We start from the raw sequence: 13,724 nt of genomic DNA on the forward strand, positions 1-13,724 counted from the left end.
CAATATCGCGCCCCGACGGCCCGTTGTCGTCAGCCGTCGTCAGCCGTTGTCGATCAGACTGGCGATCTCGTTGTAGATGAGGTGTGCCTTCGCGCCCTGGTTCGAGGGGCAACCGCCGAGGTGGTGCAGGGCGATGACCCGGTGGCTGGCGTTCAGCACCGGAGAGCCCGAGTTGCCGCCGGAGGTGTCACAGCTGTAGCTGATGTTCCAGGTGTTGTAGTTCGCGTTCCGCACGGCGCACGTCGCACCGTTCTGAGTGTCCTCGTAGATCGACAGTCGCTTCGGGTTGCCGTCGCCGTGCCCTGGAACGTACATCCGCGTGCCGGTGGTGGTGGCGGTCGTCGCCAGGTACAGGGTGCCGAACCCCTGGATGTTGGCGAAGTTGTTCACCGAGTACAGGGTGTAGTCCAGTTGGCTGGAGCCGCCGCTGCTCACCTTGTAGAGGGTGGCGCCACTGACCTTGGTGCCGGCGCCAGGGTTCGCGCCGCCACAGGTGGCGCACTGGTAGTTGAACTGCATCTCGCTGCCGCTGAAGGCGGACTGCGTCGAGAAGCAGTGCTTGTTCGTCAGCATGCGGTTGGTGTTGCCGACCCGCCAGGTGGTGCACATCCCACCGCCGCTGATCAGCAGCCGCGCCACCGCCCTGCCCCGGGCGTACTCGTTGAGGTGGCTGGTCAGGTAGCAGACCACGTCGCGGCGGGCGTCGATGCTGCAGACGGATTGCGTGGTGAAGTTGTGCTGCGTGATCTCCGTGCGGTCGTAGCCGCAGGTCAAAGTGGGTGGCTCCCTGCCAACGCGGGTCGACGCGCAGGTCGCTAAACTGAGCGCTCGCGCCCTCGTAGCTCAGGGGATAGAGCATCGGTTTCCTAAACCGTGTGTCGCAGGTTCGAATCCTGCCGGGGGCACCTCGAAGATCAGCGAAAACGCTACCTGAGCTGGCAATACGCGTGGCGCTCGATTGGTTGGCGTGTGCAGCCGTAGGTCACTGGAAGCGGCCGCTTGTCGTAGGTCGCGGAATATCCGCGGAATGATCTTGAAGTCGTCTGTCCGGGTCAGCCGAGTGGCCGGGCAAGATCCGGAATGGCGACCACCATACGGGCCAAGCCATGCCGGTCAGCGCGTCGTCGATCCGGCCGTTGACGGTGACCTCTTCCCCATCGATGCACTTGGCGTAGACCTTGAGCAGGACGCCAACGGAGTGGCCGGCCCGCTCGGCGACCTCGGTTGCCGGAATGCCAGCGTTAAGCCACAGCGAAACGGCAGCGTGCCGCAGGTCGTACGGCCGTCCGGCTAGCGGGGAGTCGACCTGATGCGGAGTCAGCGCCAACCGCCGTGCCTCCTCCCAGACGCGGGAGTAGGTCGAGGCGGCAAGGACGTTGCCCCGCTCACTGCGGAACATGCGGCCGCCGCGGCGAGATGGAGCGCGCCAACGTGCCGTCGAAGCTTGAGGTGGTCGGACCGATTGACGTCGAGGACCAGGCCGACGACCGTGCGACGGTGACTGCCCAGGTCCATGCGGTCTGGTGGCACGAGCAGATCAACCTCAGCGGCACAGCCCACCCGTTGCGGTTCGAGACCCGGCGAGACGCCGGCGGCTGGCGAGTGTGGGCAGCCGACCTGCCGCCGTGGTGCGGGGTCCACGTCCGGCCGAACGCCTGCCGTTGACTCGTCTCGCTGTGCCTGATCACCGAGTCAGGAACAGGCCGCGAGCAAGTGCATGAGCAACCTCGTCCGACGTCATCTGGGGGAACCGCTCTGCGATCGTGGCGCGAGCCTGCTCTTCCGTGACCTTGTGATCCCACACGAGAGCAGCTTGCTCGGAGGAGAAAGTGTCCACGACCCGTTGCCAGGTGTCGGACGTTTGAGTCTCGACCAGGTCCTGCGGGCGCCCGAAGATCGCACGCCAGAGGTACGCGAGCAGGCTCACGACTGGATCGTCTCAGCCAGCATCAATCTTTGACAGTGCCGCCGAGCCGTCGTGTGCTGCGGCTACTTGGCGTGCCTCTGGTCGGACTCGCGGCGTACAGCTTCGGTGAGGTCCCGCCAGGCTCCAGCCGAGGTCTTCATCATCCGGTCGACCATCCGTCGGGCTGATCCTTCGTCCGGGAAGTCGTGCGACACCTCCTGCCCGCCGTCACCACCGAGCCGGCCACGCACCCGCCAAAGCCGACCGTCGGAGACCAGCCAGATATCGCGACGAGCCATGCGGCCCCACGACCCATTCCACCAGCGCCCGCGTACCTCCACCGACAGCAGCATAATCGAACACACGTACGAACCAGCCGGCTACCGGCGGAGTTGTTCAAAGTTCCTGTACGTCTTCAAGGCGGCCCTTGACGGGCCGCACGCACCGCCGCCTGGGCGCGCGTCCGACGCTCCGCTGTCGCTCCACGCCGGCCACGCAACACGCCCGGCGGCTGGCGCGGACAGCGGGAAGCCCGGTGGGCCGCCGCAGAACGGCAGGCGTTGACCGGTGACGGGTTGGGTCGGCAGCCGGCCGGGCCGCGCGGCCACGAGCCCGCGCGGCGGAAACGCCACGCCGCTGCGTCGGCGAGCTGGCGCACCGAGCGGGGTTGCGGTTACTGCCTCCGGCGGGGGCGCTCCGGCTCCAGGATGGCCAGGGCTCCGTCGGCGGGTCGCGGTCCGTGGGTGGTTGCGGTAGGCCATCCCGCCAGCCATCGACCCGGGCAAGCCGAGCAGACCACCGCCCGACCCGCCAGCGTCCGAACCCGCGTCAAGGTCCGCTTGACATGGCGGGCCGGGCGGCGGCCCGCTCCCCAGGAGGGCGGGTCGATGGCAGACGGGATGGCAGGGCTCGCCGTGGTCGAGGTCTCGACGCCAGCAGATGGGCGGTCCCTGGACCGTCTGGGCCGGCAACTGAATCCGGCGGCGTCAGTGCTTCCAGAGGTCCTCCGTGCGGAAGTACCTGGCGGTGAACTCCTCTTCCAGGGAGTCCGTGTCCGTCTCATCCGTCCACCAACCTGGCCAGACGTCGACACCGGAGGGCGCACTGATGGCCGTCAGGACGGCGGAGCACCGGTGGCAGCGCCGAGGAGCCGAGTCCCGGAACCGCCCGCCGCAGTCACACCGTCGTAGTCGCGTTTCAAGTGCGTCCATCAGCGTGGAACGGCTCCCGTCTCGGGCAGGGAGCGCATCCGCGATGGCGATACACGTGCTGTCGTAGTAACTGACATCCACCCGCATTGGGCAGCCGTCGCAATAGAGGAAGTAGCAGTCCAGCAGCGGTGAGTGATCGAGACGGTAAAGGTGTTCGTGGCACTCCGGACAGGTGATTTCCTCGCCGTTGAGCCAGTTGTCGTCGAGTTCGTCCGGGTGACCCACGGCACGATGATGCCACGATCGGAAGCACTGCGGCCGGTCGCGCTTCCTCAGGTCGTGGCCTGGCCGGTCTCAGTTCCGCTTCAACGTCTGACGCTCGCGATTGAGTGACCAACTGGGCGACGACGGAGGCAAGCAAGGATGGACGCCCATGGACGCTGGCGGACCGTACCGGCAGCTCAGCCCGGCTGCGCGGGCAGCTCACCTCGCAGTGATCGTTCTTTCACACCGAAGAGGTCACTGGTTCGATCCCACTATCGCCCACGCAGATCAAGGCCACTTCCCGAGTTCGGGAGGTGGTCTTTCTGCTTCGGTACAGCAGTTTTGTACAGCAGTAGGTCAGTGGCCGAGTGAGTCGCCGAGGCGCTTGAGGGCGTCGAGGGTCGCCTTCGACGAGACCTGCGTGTAGATCTCCATGGTCACGGAGAAGCGGGCGTGCCGTTGGATCTGCATGACGACTCTGGGATGGACGTCGAGGTCGGCGAGCAACGTGGCGCAGGTGCGTCGCGCATCGTGCACGGTGATCAGCATGGCTCTCGCCCTTTCGCATCTCGTTTGCCAGGAGCGCTGGAAGTTGCGTGGCTCGATCGGTGTGCCATAGCGGGTGGTGAATACGAGATCGGTGTCGTGCCAGGTGTTGCCGGCGGCTGCTCGTGCCTCGTCCCGTTGCGCCTTCCTGATTCCTAGTGCCGTGGCGCAGATGTCGGGCCGGGGGAGGGTGGCGTCGGATGCCTGGGTCTTGGTGTCGCGGTGGAGGAGCCGGCCGCGGACCCGTTGCAGCTGGCGGCCGATGGTCAGCTCGCCCACGTCGAGGTCTACGTTCTCTCACGTGAGTCCCAGGGCCTCGCCCTTGCGTAGGCCGGTGGCGAGGACCAGGGCGTAGGCGGCGTAGAGCGGGTCCTGGTCGACGCGGCCGATTCGAGGAACTTGCGGGCCTCGTCGCTCGACCGCGACTTGCCCCGTCGCCGACCGACGGTGGCGAGGGTGATCGGCGCGGCCAGGTTCTTGGTGATGAGGTCTTCGGCTTGCGCGTGGGTGAGGGCGGCTCGCAGCGCGGCCCGGATGTCGCTGACCGTCCGCGTTGACGGGACGGCCTGGCAGCAGCGGCCAACGGCACAGCAGCGCCGCTTGTCCTTCGGGCGGGCGGCGTCCTGTCCCTGAGCGCAGCACTGGCAGGTCCGGGCCACCTGGTTGATCCAGGTCTGCACGTCCCGGCGCCGGGGGAGACGCCCTCGATCAATTGAGTCGGCAGCTGTGCCGGGAGGTGGCCTCGTCCAGCGAGTGCCCGGCGGCCAGGTGCGGGCCGAGGTAGATGGCACCGACGACGGTGTTCGGCAGGCTCCAGGTGTGGTCGACGACGAAGAGCAGGAAGCCCTTCACATCCGGGCGGTACACCCGGGTCGAGGCGATCGCCCGGCCGAAGATCATGCCGGGCAGCAGCCCGAGGGCCGCGCCGACCAGCAGCCCGAGCGGCCCGCCGAGCCAGCCGCCGAGGGCCGCGCCGGCGAGGGTGTGCGCGATCGCGCTGAGGATCCCGTAGGCCATGGCCCCTCCTCGTACCCGAGACGCCACCTCCATGCTGACACCGCTAGCAAGATCATCGTTTCCCCGCCAGGTGGAAGGCGCCGCACGACAGGTGTAGGAGCTATTGATCGAAATATTTAACAGTTGTTCGATGATCGGCCGCAGGTCAAACCGTAGCGTCGGGGCAACTCAACTCGCACGGACCGATTACGGAAAGTAATCGCCGGGCGAGCGGCGCGAATCACCGCGGCGGGCCGCCCCCCGGCGGTCGTGAGTAGGCGCTCCACGTTGCCAACCCCCGAGGAGTAGCTGTGCCGCCGAACAAACATCCGTCCCGTGGCCGCCGTCCCGCGGCCTTGTTGTTGTCCACGACTCTTGTTGTTGCTCTGACCTCGCTTCCGACGTCGTCCGCTTCGGCGGCTCCGGAGGAGGGTGCGGCGAGGTCGAATCCGATCTTTCTGACTGGTCCGAACGAGGGGACGCCGGACAGCATCGCGATCGACTATCTGCGGGCGAACCCGGTGCAGTACGGCGTGACCGACGCCGACCTGCGTGATCTGGCGGTGGCGTCCCGCTACACGAGTCGGCACAACGGTGTGACGCATGTGAACCTGGCGCAGCGGTACAAGGACCTGGAGGTCTTCGGTGCCACGGCGACGGTGAACGTCGCTCGTGACGGCAGTGTGATCTTCGTGGGTGACTCGCTGGTGTCGGGTCTGTCGGAGAAGGTGTCCGGGACCGCGTCGCTGGACGCCGTGCAGGCGGTGGAGGCGGCCGCGAAGGGCCTGAAGCTGGCCAAGCCGAAGAATCCGCGGGTGGTGAGCCGGGCCGGTGGTGCGGCGAAGCGGACCGTGGTGTCCGGCAGTGGTATCTCGGAGCAGCCGATCCCGGCGAAGCTGGGGTGGCAGCCGACCGACGAGGGGCTGCGCCCGGCGTGGCAGTTGGTCATTGACGACTCGTCGGCTGCGCACCTGTGGAACGCGGCGGTGGACGCCCGGACCGGTGAACTCCTCAACGCCGACGACTGGACCACCCACGAGCACGTCGACGAGCTGTCCGGCGCCCTGAGCCAGGTGGAGGGTCGGACGTTGCCGGCCGGCGCCAGCGGCCTGGGCACCCGCAACCCCGCGCAGGACGGATCGAGCTACCGGGTCTACGGCTACCCGACGGAGAGCCCGAACGACGGGCCGCGCACCCTGGTGACCAACCCGGCGGACGGCACCGCGTCGCCGTACGGCTGGCACGACACCGACGGCGTCCCGGGCGCCGAGCACACCACCACCCAGGGCAACAACGTCCACGCGTACCAGGACCAGGACGTCAACAACGCCGCGGACTTCGGCAGCAGCCCCAACGGCGGGGCCGGTCTGAGCTTCGACTTCCCGCTCGACCTAGCGGAGAACCCGCAGAACTACCGGGACGCGGCGACGGCCAACCTCTTCTACTGGAACAACATCATCCACGACGTCTCCTACCTCTACGGCTTCGACGAGGCGTCGGGCAACTTCCAGGTCAACAACTACAGTCGCGGCGGCGCGGCCGGCGACTACGTGCGCGCCGAGGCCGCGGACGGCAACGGCACGAACAACGCGAACTTCTCGACGCCGGCGATGGACGGCACGGGTACCCCACGGATGCAGATGTACCTGTGGCCGGGCAACCAGTTCGGCGCTCAGAACCAGGTCGTCGTCAATGGCGTCGGTTCCTTCGACGCGTCGTGGTCGCGGTTCAGCCCGGCGCTTTCGGCGGCCGGCCGGTCCGGCCAGTTCGTGTACGGCGGCACCGGCTGTGCGGCGGACGCGTACCCCGGCACGCTGCCGAGCGGCGACTGGATCGCGGTGGTCGACGGCGGCACCGCCGCCTGCAGCTACCTGCAGCGCACCCAGGTCGCCGAGTCCCTCGGCGCCAAGGCGGTCGTGGTCGCGCACAACGCCGCCGGGGCCGCGCCGGTGCTGACCGGTTCCATGACGACCGCGCCGGTCACCATCCCGGCGATCGCCGTGACCCAGGCCGACGGGGCGACCATCAAGGCCGCGATCGCCGCCGGCGACGTCACCGGGTCGGTGCGCAAGCACCCGAACCACCCGGGCATCCGCGACGGCGACCTCGACGCCGGCATCATCATCCACGAGTACAGTCACGGCATCTCCAACCGGCTCACCGGCGGCCCGACGATCAACTGCCTGACCGGCAACGAGCAGATGGGCGAGGGCTGGAGCGACTACTTCGCCGTCACCACCCTGCTCGACCCGAGGCTCGACACGGCCGACGGTCAGCGCGGCCTGGTGCCGTACGTCCTGTTCCAGGAGAACCGGAGCGGTAACGGTCTCCGGCCGCGGCCGTACTCGCGCAACATGGAGGTACAGCCCTTCACGTACGACAGCATCAAGACCGGCGGTTGGCTGAACGGCACCTCCCTGGCCGCGCCGCACGGCATCGGTCACGGTTGGGCGTCGGTCCTCTGGGACATGACCTGGGACCTCATCGACAAGCACGGGCTGAACCCGAACGTCTACGACTCATGGGAGACCGGCGGTAACAACCTCTCCATGCAGCTCGTGATCGACGGGCTGAAGATGCAGGGCTGTGGCCCGGGCTTCGTGACCGGTCGCAACGCCATCATCGCCGCGGACGCGGCGTTGACCGGTGGCGAGAACGCCTGCACGCTGTGGGCGTCGTTCGCCCGCCGCGGTCTGGGTTACAGCGCGGTGCAGGGCACCACGAACCGGGACGACAACACCGAGGCGTTCGACACGCACCCGTCCTGCCGGGGTGACTTCACCGAGCTGGCCGCGCAGCCGGCGCTGAACGAGGTCGACGCGGGTGACGCGGTGCCGCTGCGGTTCAAGCTGGCCGCCAACCGGGGTCTGGACATCCTAGCCAGCAACTCCCCGTACTCCCGGCTGGTGGACTGCGACACCCTCAAGACCGTCAACCCGGACGGGCCGATCACGCCCCGGCCCACGCCGGTCGCGGCGCAGACCCCGGGCGGGTCCGCGATGACCGTCGCCGCGAACGGCCAGTACCTGTACCCGTGGAAGACCGACCCCGCCTGGGCCGGCACCTGCCGCGAGTTCGTCCTGACCCTCGACGACGGCTTCCAGCACCGCGCCTACTTCAAGTTCACCAGCTGAGCCACAGCACCGATCGGTAGCGAACGGAGGGAGCGTCCCGGCCAACGGAACGCTCCCTCCGGTCCGTCCAGACCCGACCAACCGCGACCGATGTACGGCCGCGTTGGACGCGGCGACCCGCCGCGTCACCCAGAGTCACCCATCACGGACGACGAGGAGACATCGATGCAGAGACGGATGACGGCGGCGGCGCTCGGCGTGCTGCTGACCGCGAGCGTCTTCACGGGAGGGGTCGCGGCGGCGGCCCCCGCGACGGCGGCGGAGGCCCCGCCGGAGGGGATCACCCACGAGGAGAACGACCGGGTCCCGGAGGGCTCGGTCTGGACGGAGCACTACTTCCCGTCGACGGACGGGGTCGAGCTGCACGCCGACGTGCTGCGGCCCGAGGGACTGCCGGCGGGCGCGAAGACGCCCGTCATCCTCGCCGTCGGGCCCTACTTCGGCCACGCCGGGCAGACCGGGCCCGAGGGCTTCACCCACCCCGGGCCGTCGGCACGCTTCAACGACTTCCTCGAGGGCGCCGACCTCTTCGACGAGGGCTTCACGTACGTCATGGTCGACCTGCGCGGGTTCGGCGGGTCCACCGGCTGCCTCGACAACAAGGGCCCGGGCGAGCAGAACGACGTCCGCGCGGCCATCGAGTGGTCCGCCTCGCAGCCGTGGTCGAACGGCAACGTCGGCATGTACGGCAAGTCGTACGATGGCGCCACCGGTCTGATGGGCAACAACCTCAAGATGCCGCAGCTCAAGGCGGTCGTGGCGCAGGAGTCGATCTGGACCGGGTACAACTACCTGTTCTCCAACGGGGTGCCGCGCCCGAACGCCACCGGCACGCCGAACTCCTACAACAACATCGCCACGATGGACCCGCTGGCCGACGACACCTCGCGCTACCAGGCCAACGCCCGGTACGAGGAGTCGCACCCCGAGTGCCTCAGCGAGAACATCGCGGACAACTACGAGCCGGACCCGAACGCCCCCTTCTGGCGGGCGCGCGACATGGCAGCCAAGGCCGAGGGCACGACGACTCCGCTGTTCGTCACGGCGGGCTTCATCGAGAACAACACCAAGCCCGAGGAGATGGAGGAGTTCCTCGAGAACCACGTCGGCCCCGAGCGCGGCTGGCTGGGCCAGTGGGACCACGTGCGCGGCAACGACCGCGTGTCCGACGGACGCCTGGCGATGGGCCGCGAGGGTTGGTTCGACGAGGTGATGAGCTTCTACGACCAGTACCTCAAGGGCGAGGAGCCGACGACGACGTACCCCACTTACTCGATCGAGGACAACCTCGGCGAGTGGCGGGCCGAGCCGACCTGGCCGACCCCCGACCGCCGCATCACCGTGGCGCTCGGCAACGGCACCTACGTCGACGACGGCGGCGCCGCGGGCGTGCCGTACGCGTCGTCGCCGTCCACGCTCGCCCTCCCGAAGAGCTACGGGCAGTGGGACATGGAGAGCGCCCCGAGGCTCGAGGGGCTCGGGGCGACGCGCAAGGCGGCCTCGCCGTCGGCGTCGTCCGACGCAGCCTCCGCGGAGCCGGCGTCGAGCTACCTCGTGTGGTCCGACGTCGTGCGGCAGGAGACGCGGCTGACCGCCACGCCGCGCGTCGAGCTCACGGCTGGTGCGGCGGGCAACGTCATGGTCAAGGTGTGGGACGTCGCGCCCGACGGCACGGCGGTGATGTTCGACGAGAACGTGTCGCTGGTCGAGAAGGGCCGGGTTGGGTTCGACCTCAAGTCGACCGACTGGACGCTGCAGGCCGGGCACCGGCTCGCGGTCGAGATCGGCTCGATCACGACCGGGAGCTGGCGGGACACGCCGTCGGGCGCCACGATCAGCGTGACCGGCGCCGTCCTGCGGCTGGCGACGGAGAGCACCGCGGACGACGTGCCGACCGCGGGGGAGCGCTCGCCGTTCCTCGACAGCTACATCCAGGCGTACACGCGCACCTTCCCGGAGCCGGGCACGCCGACATTCCGACTCTGAGCAGCGGTTCAGGACCAGCGCACGCCACGTGCGCTGGTCCTGACACCTCCGGATATCCTCTCGTCGGTGTCAGGAGAGGCTGCCGCGTTGCGGTGGTTGGATCCCTTGCCACCTGGTGTCTGGCTCATAGTGGTCGAGCACGTCCATGAGCATCGGACCACAAGGGACGACTTGGTTGTCATGCCGGGGCAGCACGAACACGCCTCTGTGCTGGTGCGCGACGATCTCGTCTCCAGTATCCGTGTCACCAGTCGGGACGAGCAGCGGGATATCACCCAGCGCGAGCGTCTCCTCGCCCCAAGCCCAATACTCTGCCCACATCGCCCGGCTCGACGCCACAGATCGCTAGTCGTCGCCATCATTCATGGTTGAGGGGGGCGAGACCCGCACCAGGTTCGCAGTAGGTTCCCTGCCCGAGCGTTGTCACGAACTCCTCGTACCCCGCCGGCACTCCAGCCCAGCGCGCATTCCAGTTCGCGAACCGAGTCCCGCGTAGACGTGTTCAGAGTTGCGCGCAGAAGTAGCAGGTCATCCAGCCAAGATGATGACTGTCCCGAATCACCGACACGCGCGGACTGGATGAGCGGCTTCGGCCGGAGTGTCGTAGTAACCCGGCCTGGCTACCAGGACAGAGTTGAAGTAGTAGCCCTGGGGCTCCTCCGGGTCGTCAGAGACGAACGCGCGCCACAAGGACAGGAGGAGATCCGGCGCGACGAAGCAGCCCTCCTCGTCTTCGTCCGGTACTACACGAGTATGCCGTCGGAGCCGCTCGACTACCTCTAGAGCTGGAAGCCCGAAGACATCAACGCCGCGATAGCGGACGACGTCCAGCTCGTCCGGGCGATCGAGCTGGACTGCGTTCACCCGCCCGCCGACGCCGGTATCGACCCCAATCCCGAGGCCGCCAGGCCGATGCGCGTAGAGCGGGCCAGCAAGCTAACCGAGCTGAGCAAGGGCAGACCGGGCGTGATCGAGCGCCATCCCAGGCGCAATGGGCCAACCCCGTCGGGGGGCTCCAACTCGAAGTCCACGCGGCCATGCTCCCACTCGGTCGACCGGAGGCCACTGGCGGTTGCCTCATCCAGCACCGATGAGCTTGGAGTGATCATCTAATCTAGTACAACGCCAGTACAGATGAGCGCCACGAGAGATGTGAAACGTCGAGAGACGCTGACGCCTCCGGCCAAGCTCAGAGCGTCGATAGGTCCGTTCCAGGTCGACCGAGAGCCCACAGGCGGCTTAGGGGTTCAAGTCCGCGTCACCGTCTCGTGCCGGGCTTCTACGAATTCCTGCCGAGGGGTTCGCGCCACCAGTGTTCGTGGCCGCCGAGTCGGCCGAGCTTGACGGTGCGGTCTCGGGTGTACAACAGCGCGAGGAACCTGTTGCCCATGAGTAGGTGCTCGTACGAGACCTGGGCGATGATGTCGGCGACCGCCTGCGCCCATGCCGGATCGGCTCTGAACGGTTCGTCAAACTGGCGGATGACCAGAGCCCAGCCCGTAACCCCCGTGAAGTCGATGTAGCGCAGGGTGTCACAGAAGGCATCCAGGTTCTGGACCGACCAGCCGCAGTAGCGCATCGCGACCTGAGAGAGCAGATGGGTGAGCATGGTCGGTCCAGTGCCGCCATGTGCCTGGGCAACCCGGTAGCCCAACCTCTGTAGTTCCCGCACAACGTGGTCGAGCTGCTTCTCATCGCGGAATCCCGAGACCGCGCCGTCTTGAAGCAGCTCGTAGTCCCACTGTCGCTCGGTCTCTGCCTCAGTGAAGGCCACCATGGCAGCAAGGTAGCCCGTGCAGCAGCGAAGTGCAGCAACGGGCCAGACCCGGACAAGATCCGGAACATGCGCGGAATGATCAAGCGCGTCGCCGGGGAGCCGCCGGGCGTATGTCCTGGTAGGGCCAGGGTTGCGCCAGCAGGCGCTACACCCTTCCTAAACCGTGTGTCGCAGGTTCGAATCCTGCCGGGGGCACCACGTCAGAGCCTTGATCAACTTCCAGGGCTCCGTGCCCGATCGCCTCGCCACCTTCGCCCCGAGAGGGCCACCGCCCTCCGTAGGGACCTGGCCCAGTAGACCTCGGTCACTCTTCCGACTCCAGTATGGCATCGCACTGAACTCCGGTGGCGGTCTGATCAGGGTCGGTGCGACCAGGAGCAGCACGAACGGCAAGTTCGGCGTCGCCGCTGGCGCCTATGGGCGGTCCATGGGAGGGAAATTCACATGTTCGCCAAACGGCTCGACGGATCCATCCCAACCGTTCCAACCCCGTTGAGTGATCTGCCCGTCAGCGTAGGTGTAGGACCAGCCGGCGCCATCTTCGCCCTCGATATGGACGATTCCCGACCGAACGAACGGCGCAATCGCGACGTAGAAGGCCGTGGCCTGGTCCGACCACTTCGGGTCACCCTCGTCGTCGTAACCAAATTCGACCCAGTCTCCGTCGCGGATGATCGAGGCTCCGGCCGCCTCCGCCATGTCGGCCAGGGTGTCATGTGAAGGAAACAAATCCGGTGTGAACCAACCATCTCGTACCGCCATGGCCGCCTTGACAGCGGCCACAGCGGCGACCTCGTCCGACCCCGGGAGGTTCAGACGGCCTGAAGGCTGCACCAGGTATCCCACGGCACGCACCCTACAGCGGTCGATGCTTACACGCCAAAGGCACTGCCTCCCCGGTCAGGAGCAGGAACCGGCACGTACGTCACTTCGTCCGTGCCGGGTACGTCAACGGGGCCACGGCCGCCCTCGGACTGGTCACCGCCGCGTACGGGATCCTCGCCGCCACGACGGCAAAGCGCGCAACCGCCGGTCGCGCACGCGGCCGATCGCGACGACTGATCGCGGCGATGGTGATCCCCCGGGAACAGTCGGTGCCCTCCGGATCATCCGGAGGGCAACGCGTCTTCCATCGGATCAGAGGAACTTGTACATCTCCGCGGAGGCCGCCTCAATCTCGTTGGCGGGCGGCGCCGCCACCGAGACCTTCTCGCCGAAGCCGCTCATGCGCATGTCGGTGACCAGGTCGCCCACGGTCTTCGTGGCGATCGTGTAGGACAGCGCGGTGAGACGACCGTCCGCGTCGACAGTTGCTTCAAACGGGATCGCCTTCGGGTCCTTCGCCAGCTTCGCTGACGACTCCAGGCCCTCGCGCGTGCCGCCATCGGCACTGGCGGCCTCGGCCGCCTTGCTCAGGTCGGCGGTGCCGGTGTAGCGGCCGTCGCCCACCTCCTGCGCGGACACGACGCCGCCGATGATGCCGGTCTGCGCCTTGATGTCGAAGGACTGGCGCAGCGAGCTGGTCGGCCTGAGCTTGGTGAGGTCGATCTTCATCCACGGCTTCTCGCCCTCGAGCGAGTCCGACTTGATGTAGGCGGCGTCGCCGATCAGCCGAGCCTCCATCGGCTCCGGGGCGTTGCCGGTGACTTGGACCGCCCGGGAGGCCGGATCCATCTTTCCGCTGAGAGTGATCGATTGGGTGCCGGCCTTGACCGAAGCGTCCATGGTGACCGTGCCGGCGAGGCTGCGATCCATGGCCTCCCGGATGGTGGTGACCGGGTCGGCTTTGGACGTTGCGGGGGCGGATGCGGGCGCGGCGGAGTCGCCGCCGGAGTTGGTGCCACAGCCCGCCACGAGGGCGACGGCGAGGGCGATCGAAAGGGTTGGGATCAGTCGACGCATAGACGTGACCCTAACGGACGGCCGCTGGCCGATTCTCGCGGGCATCACCCCCCGCCGGGATG

Annotated in this window: 13 protein-coding genes, 1 tRNA gene and 1 pseudogene; 4 read left to right on the top strand and 11 right to left on the bottom strand. The window is 67.7% G+C overall.

Annotated features, from left to right (window positions below):
* Positions 1-39: 39 nt before the first annotated feature.
* Positions 40-774 (bottom strand): trypsin-like serine peptidase, encoded by a 735-nt coding sequence (locus BUS84_RS26225; protein ID WP_244298734.1) that lies wholly within the window; start codon positions 772-774, stop codon positions 40-42.
* 58 nt (positions 775-832) lie between these two features.
* Here BUS84_RS26225 and BUS84_RS26230 point away from each other — a divergent pair.
* Positions 833-905, top strand: a tRNA-Arg gene (locus BUS84_RS26230).
* A 77-nt stretch (positions 906-982) separates the two neighbouring features.
* Here the strand turns inward: BUS84_RS26230 and BUS84_RS26235 are convergent.
* Positions 983-1,399 (bottom strand): hypothetical protein, encoded by a 417-nt coding sequence (locus BUS84_RS26235; protein WP_425293466.1) that lies wholly within the window; start codon positions 1,397-1,399, stop codon positions 983-985.
* A 32-nt stretch (positions 1,400-1,431) separates the two neighbouring features.
* On the opposite strand from BUS84_RS26235, the gene BUS84_RS26240 reads away from it, so the two are divergent.
* Positions 1,432-1,665 carry a hypothetical protein gene (locus BUS84_RS26240; RefSeq protein ID WP_143728514.1) on the top strand — a complete coding sequence of 78 codons (234 nt, stop codon included), beginning with the start codon at positions 1,432-1,434 and terminating at the stop codon, positions 1,663-1,665.
* A 19-nt stretch (positions 1,666-1,684) separates the two neighbouring features.
* Here the strand turns inward: BUS84_RS26240 and BUS84_RS26245 are convergent, their stop codons facing one another.
* The 5 genes and pseudogenes from BUS84_RS26245 to BUS84_RS26265 form a co-directional block, all read right to left on the bottom strand.
* Positions 1,685-1,927, bottom strand: coding sequence for a hypothetical protein (locus BUS84_RS26245; protein ID WP_074316427.1), 243 nt, complete (start codon positions 1,925-1,927; stop codon positions 1,685-1,687).
* Positions 1,928-1,989: 62 nt separating this feature from the next.
* Entirely contained in the window at positions 1,990-2,205 is a 216-nt protein-coding gene (locus tag BUS84_RS26250; RefSeq protein WP_143728515.1) for a hypothetical protein, read from the bottom strand.
* Positions 2,206-2,892: 687 nt separating this feature from the next.
* Positions 2,893-3,342 (bottom strand): hypothetical protein, encoded by a 450-nt coding sequence (locus tag BUS84_RS26255; protein ID WP_074316429.1) that lies wholly within the window; start codon positions 3,340-3,342, stop codon positions 2,893-2,895.
* 336 nt (positions 3,343-3,678) lie between these two features.
* Positions 3,679-4,556 (bottom strand): annotated as a pseudogene (locus tag BUS84_RS40945) (tyrosine-type recombinase/integrase); the annotation flags it as partial.
* A 19-nt stretch (positions 4,557-4,575) separates the two neighbouring features.
* Positions 4,576-4,884, bottom strand: coding sequence for a hypothetical protein (locus BUS84_RS26265; protein WP_074316430.1), 309 nt, complete (start codon positions 4,882-4,884; stop codon positions 4,576-4,578).
* Between the two features lie 500 nt (positions 4,885-5,384).
* On the opposite strand from BUS84_RS26265, the gene BUS84_RS26270 reads away from it, so the two are divergent.
* Both BUS84_RS26270 and BUS84_RS26275 read left to right on the top strand, forming a co-directional pair.
* Positions 5,385-7,997 (top strand): M36 family metallopeptidase, encoded by a 2,613-nt coding sequence (locus BUS84_RS26270; RefSeq protein WP_244298736.1) that lies wholly within the window; start codon positions 5,385-5,387, stop codon positions 7,995-7,997.
* A gap of 165 nt (positions 7,998-8,162) precedes the next feature.
* The gene (locus BUS84_RS26275) at positions 8,163-9,983 is read left to right on the top strand and encodes a CocE/NonD family hydrolase (RefSeq protein WP_074316434.1); all 1,821 of its coding nucleotides are present in this window, start codon (positions 8,163-8,165) and stop codon (positions 9,981-9,983) included.
* Between the two features lie 558 nt (positions 9,984-10,541).
* Here the strand turns inward: BUS84_RS26275 and BUS84_RS36785 are convergent.
* The 4 genes from BUS84_RS36785 to BUS84_RS26300 all read right to left on the bottom strand — a co-directional run bounded on the left by BUS84_RS36785 (position 10,542) and on the right by BUS84_RS26300 (position 13,662).
* The gene (locus tag BUS84_RS36785; protein WP_084757599.1) at positions 10,542-10,847 is read right to left on the bottom strand and encodes a hypothetical protein; all 306 of its coding nucleotides are present in this window, start codon (positions 10,845-10,847) and stop codon (positions 10,542-10,544) included.
* A 415-nt stretch (positions 10,848-11,262) separates the two neighbouring features.
* Positions 11,263-11,760 (bottom strand): barstar family protein, encoded by a 498-nt coding sequence (locus BUS84_RS26290; protein ID WP_074316438.1) that lies wholly within the window; start codon positions 11,758-11,760, stop codon positions 11,263-11,265.
* A gap of 414 nt (positions 11,761-12,174) precedes the next feature.
* Positions 12,175-12,606 carry a hypothetical protein gene (locus tag BUS84_RS26295; RefSeq protein ID WP_074316439.1) on the bottom strand — a complete coding sequence of 144 codons (432 nt, stop codon included), beginning with the start codon at positions 12,604-12,606 and terminating at the stop codon, positions 12,175-12,177.
* Between the two features lie 291 nt (positions 12,607-12,897).
* The gene (locus BUS84_RS26300) at positions 12,898-13,662 is read right to left on the bottom strand and encodes a hypothetical protein (RefSeq protein ID WP_143728516.1); all 765 of its coding nucleotides are present in this window, start codon (positions 13,660-13,662) and stop codon (positions 12,898-12,900) included.
* Positions 13,663-13,724: the final 62 nt, after the last annotated feature.

Origin of the sequence: Micromonospora cremea, assembly GCF_900143515.1 — a bacterium.
Taxonomy (GTDB): domain Bacteria; phylum Actinomycetota; class Actinomycetes; order Mycobacteriales; family Micromonosporaceae; genus Micromonospora; species Micromonospora cremea.